Source organism: Streptomyces sp. NBC_00252, assembly GCF_036187565.1.
GTDB lineage: Bacteria > Actinomycetota > Actinomycetes > Streptomycetales > Streptomycetaceae > Streptomyces.
Genome location: NZ_CP108087.1, coordinates 5,485,263 through 5,507,798, shown reverse-complemented (window position 1 = coordinate 5,507,798; position 22,536 = coordinate 5,485,263). Strand labels below are relative to the sequence as shown.

Below are 22,536 nucleotides of genomic sequence, written 5' to 3'. Positions count from 1 at the left end.
CCGCTACGACGACGAGGGGCTCCCGGTGTCTGCCGGGAGCCCCTCGTCGACGGCATTGGGATGATGTCGCCATGGCAGCTGGATCAGTACGTCCCCTGACCGAGCTTCGGCGAGGCGAGACAGTCCAAGCGACGATCACCAGTCACCAGCCTTGGGGCTTCACGGCGAAACTCAACGGATACGAGCCCGTGGGCGCCTCGCTGGACATGATTCGCCGCGGCGACGAGCCGGGAGTGCAGCGCCTCGCGCGGGAGCTGCCCTCGGTCGGGGCGACTGTCGACCTCGTCGTGGGCGAGATACGTACGTGGGACCACAAGCCGTGGATATGGCTGGACCTCACGGCTCCCAGCCAGTCCGAACCCGGGTGGGATGTAGGAGCGTGACGCGACGCGGCCAGGAACGGCAGGACGACCGCCGACCTCGACACCGCCGCGCGCGTCCAGGGCGTGGCGCCGGAACCCGCCTATGTCACCAAGGTCTCCGGCCGCACCGTGTTCCAGGGCCGGTCGGCGAGTACGGCGATGAGTTGCCATCGCGTACGGGACCGAGAAGCGGCAAACGGTCAGGCGTCCTGGCACAGGACAAGATCAGAACGCACCGTCTGAGAACTGTCCCAACACAAGAGGCCCTCGGTATTCATCCGAGGGCCTCTTCACTCACCAGTACCGCAGCGGCAGCGGAACCCGCAGGTCAGACAGCTTCCGTGTTCGGCTTCGCCGCTTCCCCCGACCTGTGTACGGGAGGCAACACACTCCACGGGAAGTTGATCCACTCATCCGTGCGCTTCCACACGTACTCGCACTTCACCAGGGACTGCGACTTCTCGTAGACGACCGCGCTGCGGACCTCCGCGACGGTGTCGAGGCAGAAGTCGCGGACCAGTTTGAGGGTCTTGCCGGTGTCGGCGACGTCGTCGGTGATCAGGACCTTCTTGTCGGAGAAGTCGATCACGTTCGGGACGGGCGCGAGCATGACGGGCATGTCGAGGGTGGTGCCGACGCCCGTGTAGAACTCGACGTTCACGAGGCTGATGTTCTTGCAGTCGAGGGCGTAGGCGAGGCCGCCGGCGACGAAGACCCCGCCGCGGGCGATGCTGAGGATGACGTCGGGCTCGTAGCCGTCGTCGGCGACGGTCTGCGCGAGCTCGCGCACGGCGATGCCGAACGCCTCGTAGGTCAGGTTCTCCCGCACGTCGGCCACGGTCACACCTGCGTTCGGTGGAAGTTGAGGAAGGAACGGGAGGCGGTCGGGCCGCGCTGGCCCTGGTAGCGGGAGCCGTAGCGCTCGCTGCCGTAGGGGAACTCGGCCGGCGAGCTGAGCCGGAACATGCACAGCTGGCCGATCTTCATGCCGGGCCAGAGCTTGATGGGGAGCGTGGCGAGGTTCGACAGCTCCAGCGTCACGTGACCGGAGAACCCGGGGTCGATGAAGCCGGCGGTCGAGTGCGTGACGAGCCCGAGGCGGCCGAGGGAGGACTTCCCCTCCAGGCGCGAGGCGAGGTCGTCGGGCAGGGACACGACCTCGTAGGTCGAGGCGAGCACGAACTCGCCGGGGTGGAGGATGAAGGGCTCGTCGCCCTCCGGCTCCACCAGCCGGGTCAGGTCCGCCTGTTCGACGGAGGGGTCGATGTGGGGGTAGCGGTGGTTCTCGAACACCCGGAAGTAGCGGTCGAGGCGCACGTCGACACTCGACGGCTGCACCATGGATTCGTCGTAGGGATCGATCCGGACCCGCCCGGCGTCGATCTCGGCCCGGATGTCCTTGTCTGAGAGAAGCACGCCCCGAGGATACGCAAGACGCGCGGACCGACCACAATCGGACGGACCCGCGCGCCTGCGACTACGTGCATGTACTTCTTGTACCGGCCCTGCGTCCGCACTGACCGTGCTGCCGTAAGGGCCCTGCTGCTGTACCGGTTCTGCTTCTCTCTACCGGTCCTGCTGCCGTACCGGTTCTGCTTCCCTACTGGTCCTGCTTCTCCAAGGCCACCGGCACCACACTGCGGAGCCGGGCACACCGCGGACACCTCACGAGCCGGCCGGGGCCGAGCCGCTCCGCCTGCTGCATCGGGAACGAAGCGGTACTGAACACGTGCCCATCGGCACATCGGACGACGGTGCGCTCCATCAAGTCCAAGAGTCCCTTCCCCAAGAGCCGCGTCCGACTGCTGCTCGCCGGACGCCAAATGCCACATTACGGGATGAAAGGAGCGACTCTCCAGGCGGCACTCCGACCCCACCCGGACCCTCTTCCACGCCTCCACCGTACGCCCCAACTCCGGCCCGCCGCAGCCCCCGTCGCCCCGCACCCCACCCGCCCGAACCCCACGGCCCCAGCACCCGGGGCGCGACATGCGGTACAGTGACGGAGCGTTCCGACACCGGTTCAACCGGCGTTTTCGCGGGTGTAGTTTAGTGGTAGAACATCAGCTTCCCAAGCTGAGAGTGCGAGTTCGATTCTCGTCACCCGCTCCACCAGAAACCCCCAGGTCGATGACCCGGGGGTTCTTTGTTGTCTAGACCAGTGGGCGGGGCGCGCACCATAACCGCACCATAGGGGCCCTGTTAGCTGCCGGTGGGCTTCTCCTTGTTGTGCGCGCGGTCGTCGATGTGGTGCTTCGCACGTTCGGTGCGGACCATGTCGTCGAGTCCGGCCGCCAGGTCGCGTTGCCGCTCCTCGTCGGAGTGCTGATAGATCAGCGCGGCCTTCTCGGAGGACTGACCGGCGCGCACCATCGTGTCCTTGAGGGTGGCGCCCGAGCGCGTCGCGAGCGTGTGTCCGGTGTGGCGAAGGTCGTAGAAGCGGAAGTTGTCCGGGAGGCCGGCGACCGTGCGGGCCCGACGCCACTTCCGGCCGAAGGAAGTGCGGCGGAAGGGAGCTCCTTTCTCGCCGACGAAGAGCAACCCGTCCGGCCCCTTCTCCGCGAACCACGCGAGGTGCTGCTTCACGTCCTTGTGGAGGAAGGCCGGGAGTACGACGGCACGGACACCGGCGTCGGACTTGGTCTCGCCGGGAGCGCGCTTTCCGTTGGTGCGTTCTGGCTCGGCGACGCGGACGCGGATCACGAGATTGTCGGGGTCGACGTCCCGGCGGCGGAGGCCGGCCAGTTCCTCGGGGCGCATCGGGCCGTAGGCGCCGAGGTAGACCATGAGGCGCCAACGGATACCGATCGCGTCGGCGAGGGCGTCGACCTGGGCGACGGTGGCGATACGGCGCTCGGCGGCGGACTCCTTGCCCGCGCCCTTGATCCGGCACGGGTTGCGGCTGATCAGGTCGTCGTCCACGGCCGTCTCAAGAATGCCCTTGAGGAGGCGGTACGCCTTGGCGACGGTCGTCTTGGCTTTGGTCGTGCGGAGACGCTCAGCCCGCCATTCACGGACGCGAGGAGCGGTGATCTCGTCCAGGTCGAGCGTGCCGAAGGTCGGGAGGATGTAGAGCCGGAGAAGGTGCTTGTACAGGTCCTCGGTGCGAACGGCCAGCTCCCGTTCCTCGACCCACTTCTCGGCGTAGACACGGAAGTTGACCTCTCCGGCGTCGGGGGCGCGCCAGTCTCCTCGGGTGAGGTCAGCCTCTACCTGGGACAGCCAGACTTCCGCGTCCTTCTTGGTCTCGAAGGTCTCGTCCGCACGGATGCGCTCGTCGTCGGGCCCGAGGTACGACGCGGTCCAGCGGCCTGATCGGTACTGCCGCACCGCGCCGAAGCGGCGTCTCCTTCCCTTCTTGTTGGCCATCAGGCAGCCCTCCGCAGGCTGGTGCGACGGAGCCGGATCGGCTCCACCGTGCGGGACTGGATGAACTCTTCGACCGCACTCACCGGGATGCGGACGTGCCGGCCGACCTTCACGTACCGGATGCGTCGCTCCTCGATCAGCCGCCGGGGGAAGCGCGCGGTGGTGCCGAGTAGCTCGGCGACCTGGTCGACGGACAGGTAGCGGTCGGTCACTTGGTCGGTTCTCCTTCCGTTCCGGGCGCGGGTTCGAGGGACTCGGACAACCAGGCTTCGGTGGACGAGAGGCCTGTTCCGGCGAAGACCCAGTGCGCGAGTACGTACGTGGTGTTGGTGGTGGGGCCGTTGGCGGGTGTGGCTTGTGCCCGGCGCCATTCGGCTCGGGCGTCGCGGAGGGCGCCGAGGGTGGTGGAGTAGCGGCGGGACTTGGTGGAGAAGTGGCCGCGGAAGCCGAGCATGTGGGCCCAGGCGCGCAGGCGGAGGTGTTCCAGGCTCTTGCGGGCGCCGAGGGTCCAGGCGGTTCGGATGAGGCGGCGGGCGTGGTCGCTGATGTCGAGGTGGGCGAGTTCGGCGGCGAACTTGAGCGGGCGGTCGAGAGCTCCTGTCGCTGTTTCGGCGCCCTTGGTTGCGTACTTGGCGATGTAGGCGGCGACGGCTCGTTCGGTGAGTTCCTGGCCGTCGTTGAAGTCGGCGGATCGGATGGTGCGGACGTCGAGTTGGCGGCCGAAGGTGAAGGTGTGGTTGCGGCCGTCGATGGTCGGGCCGTCGACGTGGACCTTGGCGGTCGCGGTGCGGATGGCGTCGGTGAGCAGGTCGGCGGTGGCCCAGGGCGGGGGTGGGGTGTCGCCTCCGGTGGGGCCGTCGATGCGGATCACCGCGTGGAAGTGGACGGCTCCGCGTTTCTGGTACTCGGCGACCTTGGCGAAGGACACGCGTGCGTGGTCGCGGAAGCGGCGTTGGGAGAGGCCTGCGCGCTTTGCGACCTCTCGGCGTAGGTAGGTGGAGAAGCGGCGCCAGAGGGGACCGGCGTGGGCGTTCCAGAGGACGGCTGCTTCGTAGTCGTAGGTGTCGGGGTTGAGTGGGGTGCCGAGGGTGTCGTCTTCCTGGGCGTGGTGGGTGCCGCAGCGGCAGGGGCGGCCGTCGGTGCGGCGGTTGTGGACGGGGCCGAAGCCGGGGGCGGTGAAGGTGGCGAAGACGCGGGGGTGGGTGGCGACGTGTTCGGGGGTGCCCTTGCCACCTCGCAGACCCGAGGTGATCAGGTGGAAGGTGTCGCGGCGGTAGACCTCGGAGCAGGCCGCACAGCGGGTGGTGCGGCGGTTGTTGCAGCGGACTAGAAGTTGGCCGGCCGGGAGGTCGCCGGAGTTGAGGTGGTGGAGGACCGTGCCGATCTCGCCGGTCGTGGTGTCGACCTCGTATTCCGTGCGGTGGCCGTCGAGGCGGATGGGGTTGGTGCAGCCGCCGAGGCTGGAGAGCTGGCGGAGGATACCCGGGAGGGTGCCTTGCGCGGCCAGGTTCGCTAGTTCGGGGAGTGGGGCCGGGGTGGGGCGGGTGAAGATGGCTTGCTCCTTCTGGCTGGCTCGGTCAGGAGAGACGGGCCCCGGGGCGGCGTAATGCTTGGTCGTGTGCCGCCGCCCCGGAGGTCAGGGGGCGTTCCGGGAGTCGTTCAGCGACGGTGGTCGCGGAGCATCGAGCGCAGGACCACGGCGGCGACGGCTACGGAGATGGCCGTGACGGCGACGGCGGCCAGGAGCGCGGTGAGGACGACTCCGACGACGACCAGGCCCACGACCGTGTTGCGGTCGATGGCGACCGGCGGGAGCGAACGCCGTGCGGGCACCGGCTCGGCCGAGGTGTGGGGGTGTGTGGGCGGCGGGGTCGGGTTGTCGGGGTACTTGGGCAGGAACATGGCGAACCCTTTCTCATCTACTCATCTAGTCATGTGAGCCGTTTACGACACCCACGCCGGAACGCGTGCCGGACTCGATGGCGGGGGCGAGGAAGGTGTGCGAGAGCCAGAAGCCGAACAGGGCGATCAGCACGACGATCCAGGTGCGGACGCCGAGGAACTTCACCGCTCCCCAGGCGAAGAAGCCGAGAACGACGACGAGCGGCAGGCTGACGGTCACGGGGTGGAACTCCCTTTCAGCGGACGGGGCAGCGGTGGGTGTGGGCCGCCAACTCAGCGGCGGCGCGGCTGTCGTAGTCGGCGGACGTGTTGCATCGCGGGGCAGTGCAGGCGGCGGTGTGCTTCTCCCGGCCGCGGTCGTCGTTGTACGTGGCGACCTGGACGGGGCCGATGCGGATGACGTTGCGGAAGCGGCGGCTGGCGGGCACGGATGATCTCCATTTCGTTGATCGCTCACCCAAGGGGTGTGTGGGCGTGTAGACAGGCGGCATGTCACAGGGGGCGCGGCAGCTGGCCGCCTTCGGTACGGCCGCGTTGGTACTTGGACTCGCGTGTCTTGGGGGACGGTGGTGGTTGGGCGAGTCCTGGGCCACCGTGATCACCACGTGCTGCCTTGAGGTACTGATCATTTCGGCCGTTGTCGGAACGCGGCGAGCGTTGCGGAAGCGGTAAAGCCTCCCGCCACGGACCGACTTCAGAGCTGGGCGGCGATGGCTTCGGCCATGGGTACCGGGACGCCGAGGCGGGCGCGGAGGGCCGGGGTGTCGATCGGTGCGCCCGTGCGGGCGTGGTGCTCGGCGGCGACCTTGCGGGCGTGCTCGACCAGGGCGGCCGGGACCTGCACGGCAGGGCGGTTGGGTGGTGCCTCGATGGCCGGTTGCGCCGGTGTCTGAGGTGGGGGTTCGGGCGCGTCCTCCTGGACGTCGACGGCCTCGATGTCGTTGGTCGTTGCGGGTGTTGTGGTGTGGGCGAGGAGGGTTCCGCCGAGGAAGGCGACGGCGGGCCAGCCCGCGACGAGGATGCGGAGCCAGGCGGGGACGTCTCCGAGATCGAGCAGGCCGGCGGTGGCGACGTTCGCGCCTAGGGACGCGGTCAGCGCGATGACGAACCAGCACCAGCCGGAGGCTTTCGCTTCGCCGGTCCGCAGTCGGCGCCAGGCGGCGACGAGGAGCAGGTCGACGCTGATGGGGTAGGCCCACGCTTTCCACCCGTCCTGTCCGGCCGCCGAGGCGATGTCGTGGAGGTGGGCGAAGGAGAGGGCGGCGGCGATGAGGGCTTGGACGAGTACCGCGTCGACGCGGGCCAGTTGGGCGCGCATGATGCGGCTCCTTCCGGGTTCGGGCATGGGAGGGGTAGGGACGTGGCGCGAGGCGGTCACGCCAAACCGGGGTGGGGGAAGGTCAGTTGGTTGCCGGGCGTGGCTGGACGTTGGGGCCCGGGGCCTTGACCGGTTGTGCGGGCGCGTACGGCTGGAAGCGCTTGAGGGCGGGTAGGTCGGGCACCAGGTGCGCGGAGTCGCGGCAGATCTCGGCAGCGTCGCCGAGAGACAGGTACGGGGTGCGGATGCGGGACCAGCCGCCGGAGGTGTCACCCGCGACGGCGAGGCCGGGGCGTTCGGGTGCGATGGCGCCGGCTGCTCCGACGGCTTCGGGGGCGATGTCGCCGAGTGCCATCTTGGCGGAGGCTTCGTCGTTGACGCGGTGGCAGACGCGGCCGGTGAGCTGGGCGCGGAGCATGGTGGCGCCCTTGCCGAGTTCGGCGCCGAAGCGCTGGCCGCAGACTTCGAGGTAGATGCCGGCAGCGCGGCCGAGTTGGGCGAGGCGGATGAGTTGGGTGACCATCTCGTCGCGTCGTTCCTCGTCCTTGCGGGTGGCGACGAGGAAGAGTTCGGCGACCTCGTCGACGAACAGCACGATCGGTACTGGGCGTTCGCTCTCGGGCAGGCCCCAGATGTCTGAAGTGATCTCCTCGTCGGGGGTGTTGGGGGCGATGCCCTGCCGGGACTTGATCAGGTCGTAGCGGTCCTCCATCTCGTCGATGAGCGCAGGGAGTAGGTTGGCGGCCTGGTCGGGGTCGGTGGCCAGGGCCGAGAGGCGGGCAGCGAACGGGGAGAGTTCCACGCCGCGTTTGCAGTCGATGCCGACCAGGGCGACCGGCTGATGGGCGAGTCCGGCGACCAGGTGGCGCAGGTACATGGACTTGCCCGACAGCGTTGCGCCGAGGGTGAGTTGATGCGGGACAGTGCGGTAGTCCCGCACGAACGGAGTGGCATCCTCCCGCAGAGCCACCGGCACCTTGAGGAGACCCGACGGGAGCTTGCGCGGCATCCGCACCCGCCGCAGCACGTCGTAGCCGACGAGCCGGAGTTCGACGGTGCCGGGCTTGAGGGTGGTGACGTAGACGGCGTGAACTCCCCAGGCGTGGCGGAGCCGTTCGGCGGAGGCGGCGACGTCGGCGGGTTCCTGTCCGGGAGCCAGACGGAGACGTATCCGCAGGCCGGTTGTGGTGGGTCGGATGATGCCCCGGCGGGGCGGTACGGGCCGGACCTCGCGGCGGGTGGTGGCTTTGACGGCGAGGATGCGCAGCCGGGACGGGGCGACGGTCAGGCCGCAGGCCTCCATGACCGAGCCGTACGAGCTGAGCAGGCGGGTTGTGGATATCGGCAGGCCGATCGTGGACCAGTACGCGGCCGGGTACTTGGCCCGGGTGTAGGCGGCCCCGCCGCCGAGTGCGGCGAGGGGACCACCCACCTCCAGTAGCGTCGCTAGGTCGGTCATCAGGCGGCGGCCTCTGCGACGGCCGGGAACGCGGCCGGAGTGATGGCGGCGGCGCGGAAGGCGATGCCGTGGCGCTGCTGCCCGTTGAACACGCTCTCCCACGGCCGGGCGACCAGTCCCGGGAGCGAGACCGGAGCTCCGAGCGCCAGCCCCTCGGACACCCCGCCCTCCGGGACGGTGACCTTGATGAGGGACGACTCGCCCTCCTCGATGTAGACGACGCCGAGCGTCATCAGCGCCTCGCCGCTGACGGCGTCCTTGGCGATCTCGCCGGTCTGACGGTCGCGGACCTTAGGCTCCGGGGCCTCGGTCAGCAGGATCGTCGCGGCTGCGGTCTCAACACGGATGGTACGCAAGGAAGTTTCCCTATCTACTCGTCTATATATGTAGTGATCCGAGAACCCGGCCTCCGGGTTCGTGTGGACCACCCTGCCACACAACTTGCCCACTCGTCTATACGAGTATGCATGTTGGAGTGTACGAGTTCGGAGAAGCGCCTCCCACGTGCCAACCGAGACCGACACGAACTCACCCGAAGGAACCGTCCGTTCGCAGGGCGAACAGCTCGCAACCGTCATGCTCGAAGCGTGCTCGTCCGTCGAACGCCGAGTCAGAGCGGGTGCAGACGCCCCAGTCCCGCCCCATCTCTCCACTCAGCGCGACCCAGAACCGGCAGCCACCGCACTGTTCGTCGAACCAGCCATCCCGGTAACCGGGCTGATCGGTAGACCTGTTCCGCGCACGCAACCAGCGCTCGTGGCAAGCGTCGTTGTGTTCGCGGTCGTCGCCTGTCCAAGCATCGCCCCGCATCAGGTGATCCACCCTTACGTAGCCGGGAGTTGATAGGAGAGGACGTACGCGTCAGCCGCCATGACCGTGTCGCAGACCTCCACAGCCCGCCCCTCCGTGTCATACGCGGTGCGGATGAGGTGGATCACCGGCACACCTGCGGCGAGCCGGAGCGTCTTGACCTCGGTGGGCGAAGGCATCCGGGCGCGGATCTCCTCCTCGAAGTGGTCCAGGTGGTGGCCGAGTTCTTCGAGGCGGGCGTAGATGCCGCCGGGGCCCGGGTTGGGTTCGGCGATCGGTGTCCCGCGGGCGATGTCGAGGGGGAGGTAGGAGGTGGCGAACTCGACCGGCTTCCCGTCGAGGAGATACCGGCGCCGGCGAGCAAGCACGCGCCGCACGGAACCGAGCCGGGTGGAGATGTCCTGGCTGGCCTTCTCCTCCTTGACCTCCAAGCTGTCGACCTGGGGGTGACTGCCAGCCGCGTCCGCCTCGACGATGAACGCGGACTTGCCCTGCTCGCGATGGCGGCGGGCGAAGCGGTCGGAGGCGAGACGCCGTACGGGTGGCCGGGGTCGGACGAAGACGCCCTTGCCGTGCTCGGCGTGCACCAGGCCCTCGCCCTGGAGGACGGAGAAAGAGTTGCGGACGGTCATCCGGGAAACCCCGTAGTGCTCGACGAGGTCAGCTTCGGAGGGCAGCTTTTCGCCCTCCTTGAATCGCCCACGGTCGATGGACTCGCGCAGTTGGTCGGCGATCTGCCGGAAGACCGCACGATCACTCGTGGGGTCGAGATCGCCGAGCAGGCCGGAACGGAGAGGGCTCACGTCGAGTACTCCTTTAGGTATCTAGACGAGTGGGCGAGTGTTGTTGCTACGGTGGAGAGCCTAGCCAGCCGGGAGGGCCGAGGAACGTGAGCATGGACCGTCCGCACTCCGTGAGCGTCGCCGGAGTCATCGTCGACGACCACGGTCGCGCCCTCCTGATCAAGCGCCGGGACAACGGCAAGTGGGAACCTCCGGGTGGCGTCGTCGAGCGAGACGAAACCCTCCCCGAGGCCCTTCAGCGCGAAGTCCTCGAAGAAACCGGCATCAAGATCGCACTCCCTGCGACCCTCACCGGCGTCTACAAGAACATGACCGGGCTGATCGTCTCCCTGGTCTTCCGCTGCCAGGCCGCCGACGGCACACCCACCACCGGGGACGAGACCCGCGCACTGCGCTGGGCCACCCGCGAAGAAGTATCCGAACTCGCCGACGAGGCATACGCGATCCGCGTCATCGACGCACTCGATGCGGCGTCCCCGCCGGCCATCCGCGCCCACGACGGCGTGAAACTCGTCTAGCCCGAACCCGCTGCACATGGCGGCCTACCAGCACGAAGGAACTTGTATGCACGAGTATACGAGCACTGCGCGGGTCTGGGGGCTCACTTGCCCAGGTTTCCCGGAAGAGGTCAGCAGGGCGCGGCGCTGGACGCGGGACATCCTGCGCGGCTCGCCCTTGGCCGAGGACGCCGAACTGATCGTGAGCGAGCTGAGCGCGAACGCGATCCTGCACACGGCCAGTGGGCGGGAGGCCGGGAGCTTCCATCTGGCGCTTGCGGTGTCCTCGCAGGTGGTCGCCCTTTCGGTGACGGATGGCGGGGGCGCAGGTACGGCTCCGAAGGTCGAGCACCGGGGCCAGGAGGCGGAGCACGGCCGGGGGTTGGGCATGGTCAGCGCGATTGCCCACCGGGTCGTGGTGCACGACAGCGACGGCGGTCACACGGTCACCGCGGAGCTCTTCACGGACGTACGACGAGGAGGGCACCCGTGCTGAACGTCACGACCAGGAGGGGGTTCTGGTGCGAGTGCTGGACGGAGGGCTTGGACAGGCAGTTGCCGCCGACCCTGTTCGGCCCCTACGACGCGTACTCGGAGCGCGAGGCGGACAGTTGGGTATCGACGACCCTCCGCACCATCTCACCGGCCCTCGACACCGATGCATCTCAAGAAGCATGGGAGCAGCTCTACGACCACCGCATCGACACGAGACGAGCCCTCTTGCGCAGGGAACCGTGGGCGGTATCCGTCACCTACGGCACCACGCGCATCACGTGGACAGTCCGACCGGCACTCTTCTTGCCGCTAGCGCACCGCCAGGGCAGCGAACTCCCGGCGTGCGCGCACGACTTCAAGCCCCGGCAAGGTGGTTGACGGGCCAGCGTCGGGTGATGGGCTACCACCCCTCCTCAGTGGGCCCTACGATTCGGGCGCCGACTCGTGCCGCCAGCCAGGCGGCACGCGCCTCGTGTCCGGGCCGTGCATGGATGAAGACGGTGTGCTCAGCCGCCCACTCCTGGCAATGGATGTCGTGGCTGTTGCACGCAACCTGCAACTCGGCGTACTTGTACTCCTCGTCCAGCCCAAGCTCAACCACGGCCGGCCACTTCATGTCATGCCACAGGACATAGCACCTGGTGATGCCCGCCCAAGTTGTCAGTGCCTCCTCTGCCTGCGCAAAGGCGGCCGCCCCCAGGCTCACAGTCGCAGGGAAGTCACCAGGGCCCTTGCCGTACCACCTGACCCCTGCTCCTAGAAGAGCCTGAATCAGGCGCCGCAGCTCACCGTCATCGTGCACCCATGCGTTCAAGTGACAGGCGTTCGGGTTGTACCAGGACGCGACCGAGAGCAACTTCTCCGCGAGCGTCAACGCCTCAGCCAGGTCAGTGGTCCGCAGTATTGGCCACGCACACGTGTTCCCCATGACGGCATCCTGCCAGGGTGATCCCTGTGCCCGCCGAGACATAAGTCGAGGCCGAGGCACACGGTGTCAAGCATCAACCGAGGCACGACAGCCCCAGCAGCCTTACTGAGTTACAACTTTCTCTACTGGTTCAAGGCGGCTCGCTCCGCTCCCCGCGCGCGGCACAGCCCCCGGCCAGGCCTGCGCTCCTGTCTCCGCCCCGCTCCAGCCCGGCCGGCGCCCGTGCCGCGCGGACCGGAAACAGCCACGGGTTACAAAGGGGAACATCGTGGCCGGTGTGTTCGGCCTCAAAGATCATGCCCTCAGATCGCACTGCACGGGCGAGATATACAAGCTGCCCGAATTTTATGGCGTCTGACTATTTGCGTCAAATAGCAGCGTTTTAAATCCGACACACCAAATCTGCAGATTGCTAGCAGTGGCGTAGCAGGTCACTGCTCCCAGCGCCCATCCAATGATCTATTCTTCAGCTTTCGATCTTCTTCGGTCCGCGCCCCCGCCTTGAGCCAATCTATGGCGACCTCCTCAGCCTTAGAGGGATTTACCCAAACAATCCCACCCAGCTTCCCGCAGTTCCGCGAAATGGCTGTGAATATATTTCGAACAGTATCGTCGAGAGAGCTAACCAAGCCATCCGTCACCCAAGCGCAATGCGCAAGGTGCACATCCTTAAGCGCGGCTTGCTGTTCGTTTAGTGTTAGGTTATCGGCTTCATTAATCAGCTTTGCCAGATATTCTCTATCCACCGTTGGGCATTTGACGGATACAACCCTTCTTCTGCTTTGCATCAACCCAAACCATCTGAGAGCGTATCCAGACTGATGCTTCCTCCACTCGGCCATCAGAACAGCATCAAATGCCGCCTTATGTCCTACCGAATACATCTCCTGCAGAAAGTCTCGGCATGCCTTGGAAACTGGATGCTCAGTAGTTCCGGACGATCTGGCGATTGACGCGTCGACAACGATGGTCCGTTCCATTCGACTCACAGCTTAGCCGCCTTTTCCATTGCGGCATCGAGGTAAGCAGCCTCGGAGCCGAGATATACGTCGTCAAAGTCTTCTGGCCAGTCTCCAAAAGCTCCATCAGGAGAAAGCTCGGCGGTCGAGATCTCGGTTTCTCCCGTTGTAAGACTTCTGGTAAACCAATGTAGCGCAACGTCGTTAGCGTCCATCTCATCGCGCGCGATCATAGTTTGAACTGCCCTGATCAATAGCGAGCTGTGAGTCTCAATAATGACACGAACCTGCCTTTTTAGGGCGCGATTCACCAACCGAGCAAAGTACAGTTGAGCGCGTGGATGCAAGTGAATTTCAGGCTGCTCCAGATAGACAGTTTGCCCGGGATCGGCAGCCAATAGGGCTACCACGACAGGCAGCGTTTGCGAAACGCCGAAGCCAACATCGGCAATGTTAACGAGATCTCTGGCGCCGCCCTGTCGCGCATGAGGCAACCGCCCAACTAGAAGTTCGACCTGAGTGTCGTCCAGTTGTCGAGCTTCGACTTTCCAGGTAAGACCAAGCTCTTCGACGTCCCTCTTGAGCTGATTCAGTTGCTCTGTGCGTCCATTGTTTTGCCAGTAGGAGATGATGCCAGCCGTATAGGTGTCGAATGTCCCGGGATATCGTCCCTCAATCGCGGCTGTTCGATAGGTACGCTTAGGGTTTCCCCGGAGCGCAGGAAGGTGAATGATTCTGGATACCTCAGACGAAAGTTCCGTCCCTCCAAGGATCAGAGGAAGGAGGGTTGAGGTATCCCCAGCCTGAATCGTAATTCCTACTTGAAGGGCGAACCTGTCCCGAGCGACGGAAAGTTTGGCCTCGTTGCGTTGAAGAATGCTGGACGGGAATTCATTCTTCTTGAGGGTCGGCGCAAAAATTTTGCGAAGAGTACTGTCCGTCATCCCCTCCCGCAAGGTAACGGGTTCGCTTTGCCCTGCCATGAAAAGCGCGGTGTATTCGGCTACGCGTAGATTGCCGCCTGTGTCACGACTAAATTTCGCCTTCGTGCGATGACTGTCAATACAGAGTTCAACGGAGAAGCTTGTCACTCTACTGGCGACTGAAGCGCCCCGCGACAGGATCTGATCTACAGACGTGATACTAACATTTGGGCCATCGAGTTGCAGAGGTCCCGGATCGTATGCAGCATCGACTGTCTGCTTCAATAGAAGCAGTGGTTGCATGATGCTGGACTTTCCAGAGCTATTGACCCCGGCAATTACTGTGAGGGGAGGAGTTGAAATCTCTTTACGTGTTCGAAGGGACTTGTATCCCTCAATTGCGATACTCTGAATTCCGGAATGGATAGAGCGCTTACGGGTAGCCACTGCCGCAGTTCTCCCCTTGGGTAGGTTAGATCACTCTGCTCGAAGAGGAGGCATGTTAGTAGATTTGCGACCAAATAGCTTCCCCTAGAACGTCTGTCCTCCCTGCCAGACAATCATCGCCGCAGGTGAACCAGCCAACGCCTACGAGCAACGTGGCTGCCCCCGTACGCTGACTAGTTCTGGAGGCATGGACGGTGGCCGTGTCAACGAGCAGCGTGGTTAAGGCCCGGTTGTGAGTGCCCTCGCACACGCGCGCCTGATCCGTCGGCGCACTCACCATCGTGGCTGACTGTCGTGGGCTGAGGTACGAGCACCGACAACGCACCGCATCTGGTCAGTTCGAAGGGGTGAAGCCGGCGGACTGATCGAGGTGGAATGGGGAGCCCGGAGCCGTCGGAGTCCAACCCTCACGCCGAGCAAGCCGGACAGCCGCGGCAACACCAGATGGCAGTACAGGCTCAGCCTCACGACCGAACCAGTTGTTCGAATGCGGCTGGTCGGTGGCGACCACGAGCGTCACGCCCGGGGCGGCATGCTCGACCGCGAACGTGCACGGCGACCAAGCCATCCCCTGGAAGTAAGTCGGCCTGCCTCCCAGCCGCCAGCGGTAGACCATGCCGTCGACAACGATCCGTCGTGAACCCTTGCGGACCAGTGCCATGGCTCCCCTTCAACAGCGTCGATGATAGCTAGTCCGACCCTGCTCTCCGTCTCAGTTTCCGTCTCATTCATCGCCGTTCACGGCCGTTGAGACGGGACTGGAGGCGGTAGTTGCCCAGACGACCGGCCGCCCATGAACCCAGGTGAACGCCCTCGCACACAACCCACAGCCCCACCACCACAGTTGGAAAGCGTGTTGGTCCTCGCGGCAGCGCTGACCCACGACACCGCCAGTTGCGGCAGCTAGGTTGAGGACGTGGACGAGGGAGCGATCACCATCAGGCTCACGCGCGATCAAGCGTTCGCGGTTGTCGGACTGGCTCTACCAGGTCATGTTCCAGTCCGACGACCTTGAAGGGATCGTGCACGATCGAGCCGTCTGGTCGCCGATCTACGCAATCTCCGGAACGCTGGACAAGACGCTGAGCGAGATCTTCATGCCCGACTACGGCTCACGCCTCAAAGCGGCCAAGGAGCGTCTACGCGCCGATCTGTACGGCGTAGCCGGCGAGTCGACGGCACCGCGCCACGACACGACCGACGCACCACAAGCGCACCAGATAGAGCGGGGAACAGCGGGGAACCACGGTGAAAGCAGCCGAGCCCGGCGAGGCCCCTGTTCCACCGTTCGTCCAGGTCAGCGCCCGAACCAGCCCCAAATGCCCGCAGCTTCCCAAGCTGAGAGTGCGAGTTCGATTCTCGTCACCCGCTCTTTCTGAAGCCCCAGGCCAGCGGCCGGGGGCTTTTTCATATGCCACCAGCCTGCGGCTTCGCCACGTCAGCTCCCTCGGCCACGCCGGTGAGTACTCGGCTTGCCCGTCCCCTCGGAGCAGGTCCGCCGCCCTCGCCTGACGCAGGCACGTCGGACGTGTCGAACAGGTGGATCACCGGCCGTGCTTCCCCGCCCGGTGCAGACGCTCCGCGTCCTCGACAGCGAACACGGGCCGCGGCCTCGGCGATCGCCGGTGAGGGCCGGTGGAGGATCAGTGAGGGGGCGATGCCGATGACGGGTGCCCCGCACGCTACGGTGTCGTGTTCATGTCGCGCACCTATGGGGGGTTTGATGCGGCGAACCACGGCAGCCGCGAGTGTCGTCACCATGCTCGTGCCGCTTCTCCTGGCCGGCGCTTCCGCTGCGTCGGCCGCAGCCAATGGCTCACTCACCGTCAGGACGTTGGACCGCAGCGGCAAGCCGGTCTACGCCCAGGTGGCGGTCTACAACACGAGGACGAACGACTTCCGCTACATCGACGGCAACAAGAAGACGTCGCTGCCCAACGGCAGTTACGAGCTCGCCACTTCCTTCACCGGCGGCAACAGCGAGGACGGCATCGTCGGCGGCCACAGTGTGAAGGTCTCGGGGGCCACGACGACCACGTTCGACGCCCGCAAGGGCCGTGCGGTCAAGGTCTCGATCAGTCCCGCCCCGGGCAGCGGATACGACCGTACGGTCAGCGCGGCCGTCTGCGCCGCCGACAACAGTCCGGCGACCATGAGCACGTCGGCCGCGCCGGGCGACCTGTACGTCATCCCGAACAGCAGCAAGGCGTACGAGCTGGCCTACGGCACCACCTACACACCGCGGTCGACGACCGGCGGGGACTTCTGGCTGGCCTCCGCCACGCACAGCCGCGGCGTGCCGTCCGGGGTGTCCGCGACACTCAGGAAGTCGGGGCTGACCACCCTGAAGGTGTCCGCGCGCTCCGGTCCCGACAGCGGGCAGGCGCAGTTCTCGTTCAACGGCGAGCCGACGGGCGGCTCCGACTGCTCGTCGTCCATGGACATCCTCGACTTCCAGCGCGACCTGCCCAACTCCTTCAGCGTCCACGTCCCGGCCGGCCAGTGGTCGGTGGGTCAGCAGGGCAACGACTTCATCTACGACGGCTTCCACACGTACGCGGCCGGCAAGACCACCTCGCTGTCCCTCGGCCACGCGGTCTGGGGGCCGGGCGGGCAGCTACCGTACACCTGGTACCACCAGCTGTACTTCGGGAACGACAACCCGTTCGCCGACCCCACGCTCACTGCGGGCGGCATCCTGGCCTCCGGCACCGTGAAGCTGACGCACGCGGGCAGGACGCTCTACTCGCACAAGTACAGCCCCTCGCAGGAGCTCGGCGCGCAGCCGCGCATCCCGGGGTCGGGCTGGTACACGATCACTGAAACCGGTCACCGCGACCATCTGCCGGCCGGCTCGCTGTCGACCTCGTCCAGCCTCGCCCTGCACTTCTACGCCGACGCCGGCAAGAACCAGCAGATCCGTGCCTACATCACCCGGTTCTCGCCCGAGGCACTGAACTCCAGGAACCAGGCGGCTACCGCGTCGACCACGACCGTCGACCTGGGCATGCAACGCAACGGCACGGGCGACAGCACGATCGGCCGGCTGTCGGACGGGGTGAAGTCCGTACGTGCTTGGTACACCACCGACAACGGCTCCACCTGGCATGCCATCACCGCGAAGCTGTCCCACGGCAAGTGGACCACCGCCGTCCACAACCCGGCCTCTGGCCGCGTCGGCCTGCGCTCGACCGTCACCGACACCCACGGCGACAGCTCGACGACCACGGTGTACAACGCGTACGCCGTGGCCTGAGGACCGGCAGAACCGCCACCGCCACACCGTCGGCCCGTCCGGGAACCCCCCGGACGGGCCGACGACTGCGTCCCGGCCACCGACGTGCCTCGGCCGCGCCGATACGGCGACCTCCCCGCCCCGCAAAGCAACCCAGCCACACCCCCACCCCGTTCCCCCACCCACCCCAACACCACCCCCCACGTGTGACACAGCTCACCCCTAGGAGAAAACCCGCCGTCCCCGCCCCACGTCTAGCCGGTGTGAGACGAGTCAGGAAAGTGCCGGGGGAGATGGACGAGGAGCGGCTCGTCCGGCTGGTGGCCCGGGGGGACCGTGCGGCGTTCGACGAGTTGTACCGGCGCACCGCGCCCTGGCTGGCCGTGCGGCTGCGGCGGCGGTGTGCCGATGAGCAGATCGTCGCCGAGGTGATGCAGGAGACGTATCTGGCGGTGTGGCGGGCGGCGGGGGCGTTCGCGGGGGCCTCGGTGGGCGGTACGGCCGTCGGGTGGCTGTGGACGATCGCGGCGCGGCGGCTTGTCGACGCCTTCCGGCGCCGGGCCCATCACGCCGAGCCGCCGCCGGCCGCCGCTCCCGCCGGTGCTGCGCCCGCCGCCGAGGAGGAGGTGCTCGCGGCCACCGTCGGCGGGGACGTCGGTGACGCGTTGCGGTGTCTCGCGCCCGAACTCCGCCAGGTTCTGCAGGCGTTGGTGCTCGACGGGCTGTCCGTGCGCGAGACCTCCGTCCTGCTCGGACTGCCCGAGGGCACGGTCAAGACCCGCGCCCGCCGGGCCCGGATCGCGATGCGGAGGGCCCTGACATGAAAGCGGAGGGCCCTGACATCGATGCCGACGTGAACACCGACATGAAAGCCGCCACCGAGGCCGACGTGAAAGGCGACACCGAGGCCAACGAGGCCAACGTGAAGGGCGACACCGAGGCCGACGCGAAAAGCGACACCAAAGCCGACGTGAAAGCCGACGCGGACACCGGCAAGAAAGCCGACGTGGATACCGAGAAGAAAGCCCACCTCAGGGCTCACCTCAAGGCCCGCCTCAGGGCTCACCCCAAAGCCCGCCCCACCGCTCACCTCGAAGCCCGCCCCACAGCTCGCCGAAAAGCCCACGTGAAAGGTGACATGAAGGCCCACCGCAGCGTCGCGCACGTCTCGGCCCGGTTGATCGACGGGTACGCGCGGGGGCTCGGCGAGCCTGACCTCACCGCCGATGAGGTGTGGGCCGTAGAGGCGCATCTGGAGGGATGCCAGGGGTGTCGGGAGCGGCTCGCGGGGGCTGTCGGCGGGCGGGTTGCCGGGCTTGTCGAGGGGGTGTGGGCGGGGCTTCAGCCTCGGCTGGACGTTCCTGTCGCTCGGCGGCGGTATCGGTCCGTGCGGGTGTCGGGGTGGGTGACGCCGGTGATGGTGCCGTGGCTGGGGATGGTCGTCAGCGTCGCGCTGGTGGCCTTGCTGCTTGATCTCGTCGGAGGTGGGTTCGGGTTCGGCGGTACGGGCGGGGGTGTGTCGCTCGTCCTGCTGTGCGCGCCTCTGCTGCCCGTGCTCGGGGTCGCCGCCTCGTGGGCCCAAGGGCTCGACCCCGCCTACGAGTTGACCGCCTCCGTGCCCCGGGCCGGGCTGTATCTGGTGTTGCGGCGTACGGCGTCCGTGCTCGTCGTGGTCGTGCCCGCGCTGGCCGTCGGCGGCTGGGCGACGGGCGTGCCGGGGGTGACGGCCGCGCAGTGGCTGCTGCCGTGTCTGGCCTTCACCTCTACGACGCTGGCGCTCGGCGGGGTCGTCGGGGTGACCCGGGCCGCGGTCGCGGTGGTCGTCGTGTGGGCCGGGGTGGTGGTGACGCCGACCGTGGCCGCTCATCGTGCGACCTTCGCGCTGCAGACGGGCGGGCTGCCGGTGTGGGGGGTCGTGCTCACGCTCGGTGTCGGGGTCGTGGTCGTGGCGGCCCGTAGGGGTGCGTACTCCGTGCTGGGGGCTCATCGGTGAGCGAGCGAACACCTGCCACGCAATCCAATGGGACCGGGACTGGGACTGGGACGGATATGGATATGGATATGGGGCTGGGAATGAGAGGGAACCTCACGTGATGTCCTCGGTGAGCGCGGCCGATCTCGCGCCGACTGCCTATGCCTGGGAGATCCGGGCCAGTGGGCTGAAAGTCAGGGCCGGGCGCAAGCGGATGGCCGTCGACGGGCTGGATCTGTCGCTGGGTACCGGAGTGCACGGAGTTCTCGGGCCGAACGGGGCCGGGAAGACCACACTCATCCGGGCGTTGGCGACCGTACTGCGGCCCGCCGGGGGGACGTTGGAGCTGCTCGGCGAGTCCGCGGGCGGGGTGGGTGAGCATCGGGCGCTGCGGCGGCGGATCGGGTATCTGCCGCAGGAGTTCGGCTACTACAAGCGGTTCACCGTGCGTGAATTCGTCGAGTACATGGCCTGGTTGAAGGAGGTGCCGAAGTCAGAGATCCCTGGGGCGGTCCAACGGGCCGTGGAACGCGTCGGGTTGGCCGACCGCGCCGACGACCGGATGAAGTCGCTCTCCGGTGGCATGGTGCGGCGGGTCGGTATCGCCCAGGCCATCGTCAACGACCCGGCGATCCTGCTGCTCGACGAACCGACGGCGGGGCTCGACCCGGCCCAACGGCTGCGGTTCCGGGGCCTGTTGCAGGAGTTGGGGGCGGACACCTGCGTGGTCGTGTCGACCCACCTCGTCGAGGACGTCGCCGCCGCATGCAGTGACGTGGTGCTCTTCGCCGAGGGGCGGCTGGTCTTCCAGGGCACCCCGGACGAACTGGCCGCGGCCGGTGGTTCCGAGCACGCGGGGGACAGCCCATGGGAACGCGGGTACTCGGCGCTGCTGCTGGACCCCGAGCGCGAAAGGGGTTCCTGGTGAACGCCCGTGCCCTGCGCGTCGGCGCGACCTCCCGCGCCCCGCGCCTCGACCTCAACCTCCGTGTCCTGCGTACCGAGTTGAGACGTTCCGTCGCCCCCTGGGCGGGCGGGGTGATCCTGACCGGCGCGCTGGCGTTCCTGTATCTGCTGGACGCCGGCTGGTGGCGCGGCACCACCGCGTGGACGGCGCAGTGGACGTCCCTCGCCCTGTGGACCCGCGGTCTGCTGTTCTATCTGTGGCCGCTCGCCGTGGGGTTCGGGACGTTGCAGGGGCTGCGCGACCGCCGCTCGAAGATGGTCGAGCTGCTGACGAGCACGCCCCGGCCCGCCCGGCACCGCGCGGCCGTACCGGCGGGCGCGACCGCGCTCACGCTGGCCTCGGCCTTCGCGCTCGTCGTCGCGGTGGGCGGGGTGCAGGTGATCGCCAACACCGGTTACACGCAGGTCGGTTGGCTGCCGATCACGCTGATCGCGATGCTCTTCCTCGTCGCCGGGGCCGTCCTCGGCATGGGCGTCGGACGGGCCCTCCCGTCGGTGCTCACCCCGCCGCTGATGGCCATGGCCGCCTTCGCGTTCACCGCGCTCATGCACTCGTCGCTCGGCCGTACGGCGAAGCTCGACCCGGCGATCGGGTTCACGACCACCGAACCGAACCGCCTGTCCCTGCTGTCACCCGAGGTGGACGAGGTGCGCAGCACGCTCGTCACGCTCTCCTCCGCCGTGCACATCGGGCAGACGATCTGGGTCCTCGGCATGGCCGCGACCGGCTTCGCCCTGCTGGTCGCCGCGAACCGGCGCGCCCGGCTGATCGCCCTCACCCCCGTCGTGGCGGGCGCCGCACTCGCCCTGCTCGTCCTGCCCTCCGCCCCGAACCGGATGTACGTCGTCGACACGGCCGCCGCCGCGCCGGTGTGCGACGGCCCGGTCTGCGTGGCCAGGGTCCACGAGGACCGGCTCGCCGCCCTCGCCGGTCCGGGCAAGGAGGCGCTACGACTGCTGCACCGCGCCCTCGGCGACCGGGCGCCGGTCTCGGTCCGGGAGAACACCACCGTCGCGCCGTGGGGCTCCACGCCCAAGTGGTCCCGTACGACTGTGCTGTTCACCTTCGACGACGACATCGTCGCGGACGCCACGACCCCGGAAGAACTGACCTCGGCCCTGCTCGCCGAAGGCATGGTCCCGGGGTGCAGTCCGGTCGGCTGGAGCGGGTTCGGGGGCGACCAGTACGCGCAGAGCGTCGCGGTGGGCTGGATCCTCGGCAGGCTTCAGCCGCTGCCCGGCACGCCGGCGACGGTACGTGACGAGGTCGAGGCCAAGTCCCGTCCTGTGTGGGAGAAGCTGAAGGCGCTTCCCTGGTCGGGACAGCTCGCGCGGATCAACGCGATGCGGGGCGCCGCGCTGGCTTGCAAGGGGGACCCGTTCGAGGTGGTTTCGGGGCGGGGGGCGGGGTGAAGTCGCCCCGCTTGCGGGTGGGACGGCCGCGCCCAGCTCTGAAGGTGCCTCGCACCTCGCCGAGATGTCACCGCCCGCCCGCGAACTCGCCCCGTCTCCCGCTGAGATGGCTGACCCTCTACGCCCGTTCCCGTCACGTACCCGCCTCCCTCGCCGCCTTGGTGATCGGTGCCGTGACCGTGTGGGCGCTCGCGCCGAGCAGTGCTGTCGGGGGCGGTGATCCTCGGTCGGCGGTGCTGGGGATGGGCGTAGGGGTGGTGGCTGTTTCGGTGGGGTTCGGGGGGCAGGATCTCGCGCTGGACCGGACGGCGGCGGTTCGGTGGGTGCCGAGGCGGGCGGCGCACGTGTTGCTGGCCGGTGTGGTGGTCGCCGCGGTGTCGTGGGGATTGTGGGTGCCCGGGCCGGAGTCGGGCGGCGTCGAGGTGCTCGTGCGGGGCAGTGCCGGGCTGACGGGGCTGGCCGCGCTGGGGGCCGCCCTGTCGGGTGGGCAGTACGCGTGGACGTTGCCCTTCGGCTGGCTGTCGTTCTCGTTCTTCGCGCCGCCCGCCACCAGTACGGCGACCCGGGTGGCGGGCTGGATGCTGCTGCCGCCCGGCACTCCGGCGGCGACCTGGACGGCCCTGGTCCTCCTGGTCGCCGGCACCTCGGCGTACGCCCTCGCGGGGCCGAGGCGGTAGC

Annotated in this window: 27 protein-coding genes and 1 tRNA gene; 12 read left to right on the top strand and 16 right to left on the bottom strand. The window is 67.5% G+C overall.

Going from position 1 to position 22,536, the window contains the following annotated elements:
* Window positions 1–71 precede the first annotated feature (71 nt).
* Entirely contained in the window at window positions 72–383 is a 312-nt protein-coding gene (locus tag OHT77_RS24230) for a hypothetical protein (RefSeq protein WP_328830587.1), read from the top strand.
* Between the two features lie 307 nt (window positions 384–690).
* Here the strand turns inward: OHT77_RS24230 and OHT77_RS24225 are convergent, their stop codons facing one another.
* Together OHT77_RS24225 and dcd are read right to left on the bottom strand one after the other, a co-directional pair.
* The gene (locus OHT77_RS24225) at window positions 691–1,200 is read right to left on the bottom strand and encodes a phosphoribosyltransferase (protein WP_420311388.1); all 510 of its coding nucleotides are present in this window, start codon (window positions 1,198–1,200) and stop codon (window positions 691–693) included.
* A gap of 2 nt (window positions 1,201–1,202) precedes the next feature.
* A complete protein-coding gene (dcd, locus tag OHT77_RS24220; RefSeq protein WP_266770151.1) occupies window positions 1,203–1,778 on the bottom strand; it encodes a dCTP deaminase in 576 nt (191 codons plus the stop codon).
* A 622-nt stretch (window positions 1,779–2,400) separates the two neighbouring features.
* On the opposite strand from dcd, the gene OHT77_RS24215 reads away from it, so the two are divergent.
* Window positions 2,401–2,474 (top strand) — tRNA-Gly (locus tag OHT77_RS24215).
* A 90-nt stretch (window positions 2,475–2,564) separates the two neighbouring features.
* Here the strand turns inward: OHT77_RS24215 and OHT77_RS24210 are convergent.
* From OHT77_RS24210 to OHT77_RS24160, 11 genes are all read right to left on the bottom strand, one after another.
* Entirely contained in the window at window positions 2,565–3,731 is a 1,167-nt protein-coding gene (locus OHT77_RS24210) for a tyrosine-type recombinase/integrase (protein WP_328830585.1), read from the bottom strand.
* Complete coding sequence (locus tag OHT77_RS24205) at window positions 3,731–3,943, bottom strand: excisionase family DNA-binding protein (protein ID WP_328830584.1); 213 nt, start codon at window positions 3,941–3,943, stop codon at window positions 3,731–3,733. Before OHT77_RS24205 ends, OHT77_RS24210 begins: the two co-directional genes overlap by 1 nt.
* Window positions 3,940–5,238: a replication initiator gene (locus OHT77_RS24200; protein ID WP_328834326.1), complete on the bottom strand. Its 1,299-nt coding sequence runs from the start codon at window positions 5,236–5,238 to the stop codon at window positions 3,940–3,942. Before OHT77_RS24200 ends, OHT77_RS24205 begins: the two co-directional genes overlap by 4 nt.
* 152 nt (window positions 5,239–5,390) lie before the next feature.
* On the bottom strand, window positions 5,391–5,633 hold the full coding sequence (locus tag OHT77_RS24195; RefSeq protein ID WP_328830583.1) for a SpdD protein: 243 nt from the start codon (window positions 5,631–5,633) through the stop codon (window positions 5,391–5,393).
* Between the two features lie 25 nt (window positions 5,634–5,658).
* On the bottom strand, window positions 5,659–5,853 hold the full coding sequence (locus OHT77_RS24190; protein WP_019075277.1) for a hypothetical protein: 195 nt from the start codon (window positions 5,851–5,853) through the stop codon (window positions 5,659–5,661).
* 16 nt (window positions 5,854–5,869) lie between these two features.
* Window positions 5,870–6,061 (bottom strand): mobile element transfer protein, encoded by a 192-nt coding sequence (locus OHT77_RS24185; protein WP_328830582.1) that lies wholly within the window; start codon window positions 6,059–6,061, stop codon window positions 5,870–5,872.
* Window positions 6,062–6,327: 266 nt separating this feature from the next.
* The gene (locus tag OHT77_RS24180; RefSeq protein WP_328830581.1) at window positions 6,328–6,951 is read right to left on the bottom strand and encodes a DUF2637 domain-containing protein; all 624 of its coding nucleotides are present in this window, start codon (window positions 6,949–6,951) and stop codon (window positions 6,328–6,330) included.
* Window positions 6,952–7,033: 82 nt separating this feature from the next.
* Window positions 7,034–8,410: an FtsK/SpoIIIE domain-containing protein gene (locus tag OHT77_RS24175; RefSeq protein WP_328830580.1), complete on the bottom strand. Its 1,377-nt coding sequence runs from the start codon at window positions 8,408–8,410 to the stop codon at window positions 7,034–7,036.
* Window positions 8,410–8,766: an SCO3933 family regulatory protein gene (locus OHT77_RS24170; RefSeq protein ID WP_328830579.1), complete on the bottom strand. Its 357-nt coding sequence runs from the start codon at window positions 8,764–8,766 to the stop codon at window positions 8,410–8,412. The genes OHT77_RS24175 and OHT77_RS24170 overlap by 1 nt, the downstream gene beginning before the upstream one ends.
* 172 nt (window positions 8,767–8,938) lie before the next feature.
* Entirely contained in the window at window positions 8,939–9,220 is a 282-nt protein-coding gene (locus OHT77_RS24165; protein ID WP_328834325.1) for a DUF3027 domain-containing protein, read from the bottom strand.
* A gap of 14 nt (window positions 9,221–9,234) precedes the next feature.
* Window positions 9,235–10,023: a GntR family transcriptional regulator gene (locus tag OHT77_RS24160; RefSeq protein ID WP_328830578.1), complete on the bottom strand. Its 789-nt coding sequence runs from the start codon at window positions 10,021–10,023 to the stop codon at window positions 9,235–9,237.
* A 110-nt stretch (window positions 10,024–10,133) separates the two neighbouring features.
* Between OHT77_RS24160 and OHT77_RS24155 the strand changes: the two genes are divergently transcribed.
* Genes OHT77_RS24155 through OHT77_RS24145 form a run of 3 tightly spaced genes read left to right on the top strand, consistent with a single transcriptional unit; the run spans window position 10,134 to window position 11,393 of the window.
* Window positions 10,134–10,541, top strand: a complete 408-nt coding sequence (locus tag OHT77_RS24155; protein ID WP_328834324.1) for an NUDIX hydrolase — start codon at window positions 10,134–10,136, stop codon at window positions 10,539–10,541.
* A gap of 46 nt (window positions 10,542–10,587) precedes the next feature.
* Complete coding sequence (locus tag OHT77_RS24150) at window positions 10,588–11,016, top strand: ATP-binding protein (RefSeq protein ID WP_328830577.1); 429 nt, start codon at window positions 10,588–10,590, stop codon at window positions 11,014–11,016.
* Window positions 11,010–11,393, top strand: coding sequence for a hypothetical protein (locus OHT77_RS24145; protein WP_328830576.1), 384 nt, complete (start codon window positions 11,010–11,012; stop codon window positions 11,391–11,393). Before OHT77_RS24150 ends, OHT77_RS24145 begins: the two co-directional genes overlap by 7 nt.
* A 22-nt stretch (window positions 11,394–11,415) precedes the next feature.
* On the opposite strand, the gene OHT77_RS24140 is transcribed toward OHT77_RS24145, so the two are convergent.
* The 3 genes from OHT77_RS24140 to OHT77_RS24130 all read right to left on the bottom strand — a co-directional run bounded on the left by OHT77_RS24140 (window position 11,416) and on the right by OHT77_RS24130 (window position 14,128).
* Window positions 11,416–11,943, bottom strand: coding sequence for a hypothetical protein (locus OHT77_RS24140; protein WP_328830575.1), 528 nt, complete (start codon window positions 11,941–11,943; stop codon window positions 11,416–11,418).
* Between the two features lie 431 nt (window positions 11,944–12,374).
* Window positions 12,375–12,923 (bottom strand): hypothetical protein, encoded by a 549-nt coding sequence (locus tag OHT77_RS24135; protein ID WP_328830574.1) that lies wholly within the window; start codon window positions 12,921–12,923, stop codon window positions 12,375–12,377.
* Window positions 12,924–12,928: 5 nt separating this feature from the next.
* A complete protein-coding gene (locus tag OHT77_RS24130; protein WP_328830573.1) occupies window positions 12,929–14,128 on the bottom strand; it encodes an AAA family ATPase in 1,200 nt (399 codons plus the stop codon).
* A 1,112-nt stretch (window positions 14,129–15,240) separates the two neighbouring features.
* Here OHT77_RS24130 and OHT77_RS24120 point away from each other — a divergent pair.
* From OHT77_RS24120 to OHT77_RS24090, 7 genes are all read left to right on the top strand, one after another.
* Entirely contained in the window at window positions 15,241–15,651 is a 411-nt protein-coding gene (locus tag OHT77_RS24120) for a hypothetical protein (protein ID WP_328830571.1), read from the top strand.
* A 344-nt stretch (window positions 15,652–15,995) separates the two neighbouring features.
* On the top strand, window positions 15,996–17,528 hold the full coding sequence (locus OHT77_RS24115; protein WP_328830570.1) for a hypothetical protein: 1,533 nt from the start codon (window positions 15,996–15,998) through the stop codon (window positions 17,526–17,528).
* Between the two features lie 272 nt (window positions 17,529–17,800).
* The gene (locus OHT77_RS24110; RefSeq protein WP_328830569.1) at window positions 17,801–18,331 is read left to right on the top strand and encodes an RNA polymerase sigma factor; all 531 of its coding nucleotides are present in this window, start codon (window positions 17,801–17,803) and stop codon (window positions 18,329–18,331) included.
* 314 nt (window positions 18,332–18,645) lie between these two features.
* The gene (locus tag OHT77_RS24105; protein ID WP_328834323.1) at window positions 18,646–19,500 is read left to right on the top strand and encodes a zf-HC2 domain-containing protein; all 855 of its coding nucleotides are present in this window, start codon (window positions 18,646–18,648) and stop codon (window positions 19,498–19,500) included.
* A gap of 100 nt (window positions 19,501–19,600) precedes the next feature.
* Window positions 19,601–20,407, top strand: coding sequence for an ABC transporter ATP-binding protein (locus OHT77_RS24100; RefSeq protein WP_328830568.1), 807 nt, complete (start codon window positions 19,601–19,603; stop codon window positions 20,405–20,407).
* Complete coding sequence (locus OHT77_RS24095; protein WP_328830567.1) at window positions 20,404–21,858, top strand: hypothetical protein; 1,455 nt, start codon at window positions 20,404–20,406, stop codon at window positions 21,856–21,858. The genes OHT77_RS24100 and OHT77_RS24095 overlap by 4 nt, the downstream gene beginning before the upstream one ends.
* A 101-nt stretch (window positions 21,859–21,959) precedes the next feature.
* The gene (locus OHT77_RS24090; protein WP_328834322.1) at window positions 21,960–22,535 is read left to right on the top strand and encodes a hypothetical protein; all 576 of its coding nucleotides are present in this window, start codon (window positions 21,960–21,962) and stop codon (window positions 22,533–22,535) included.
* The last annotated feature ends 1 nt before the right edge of the window (window position 22,536 follow it).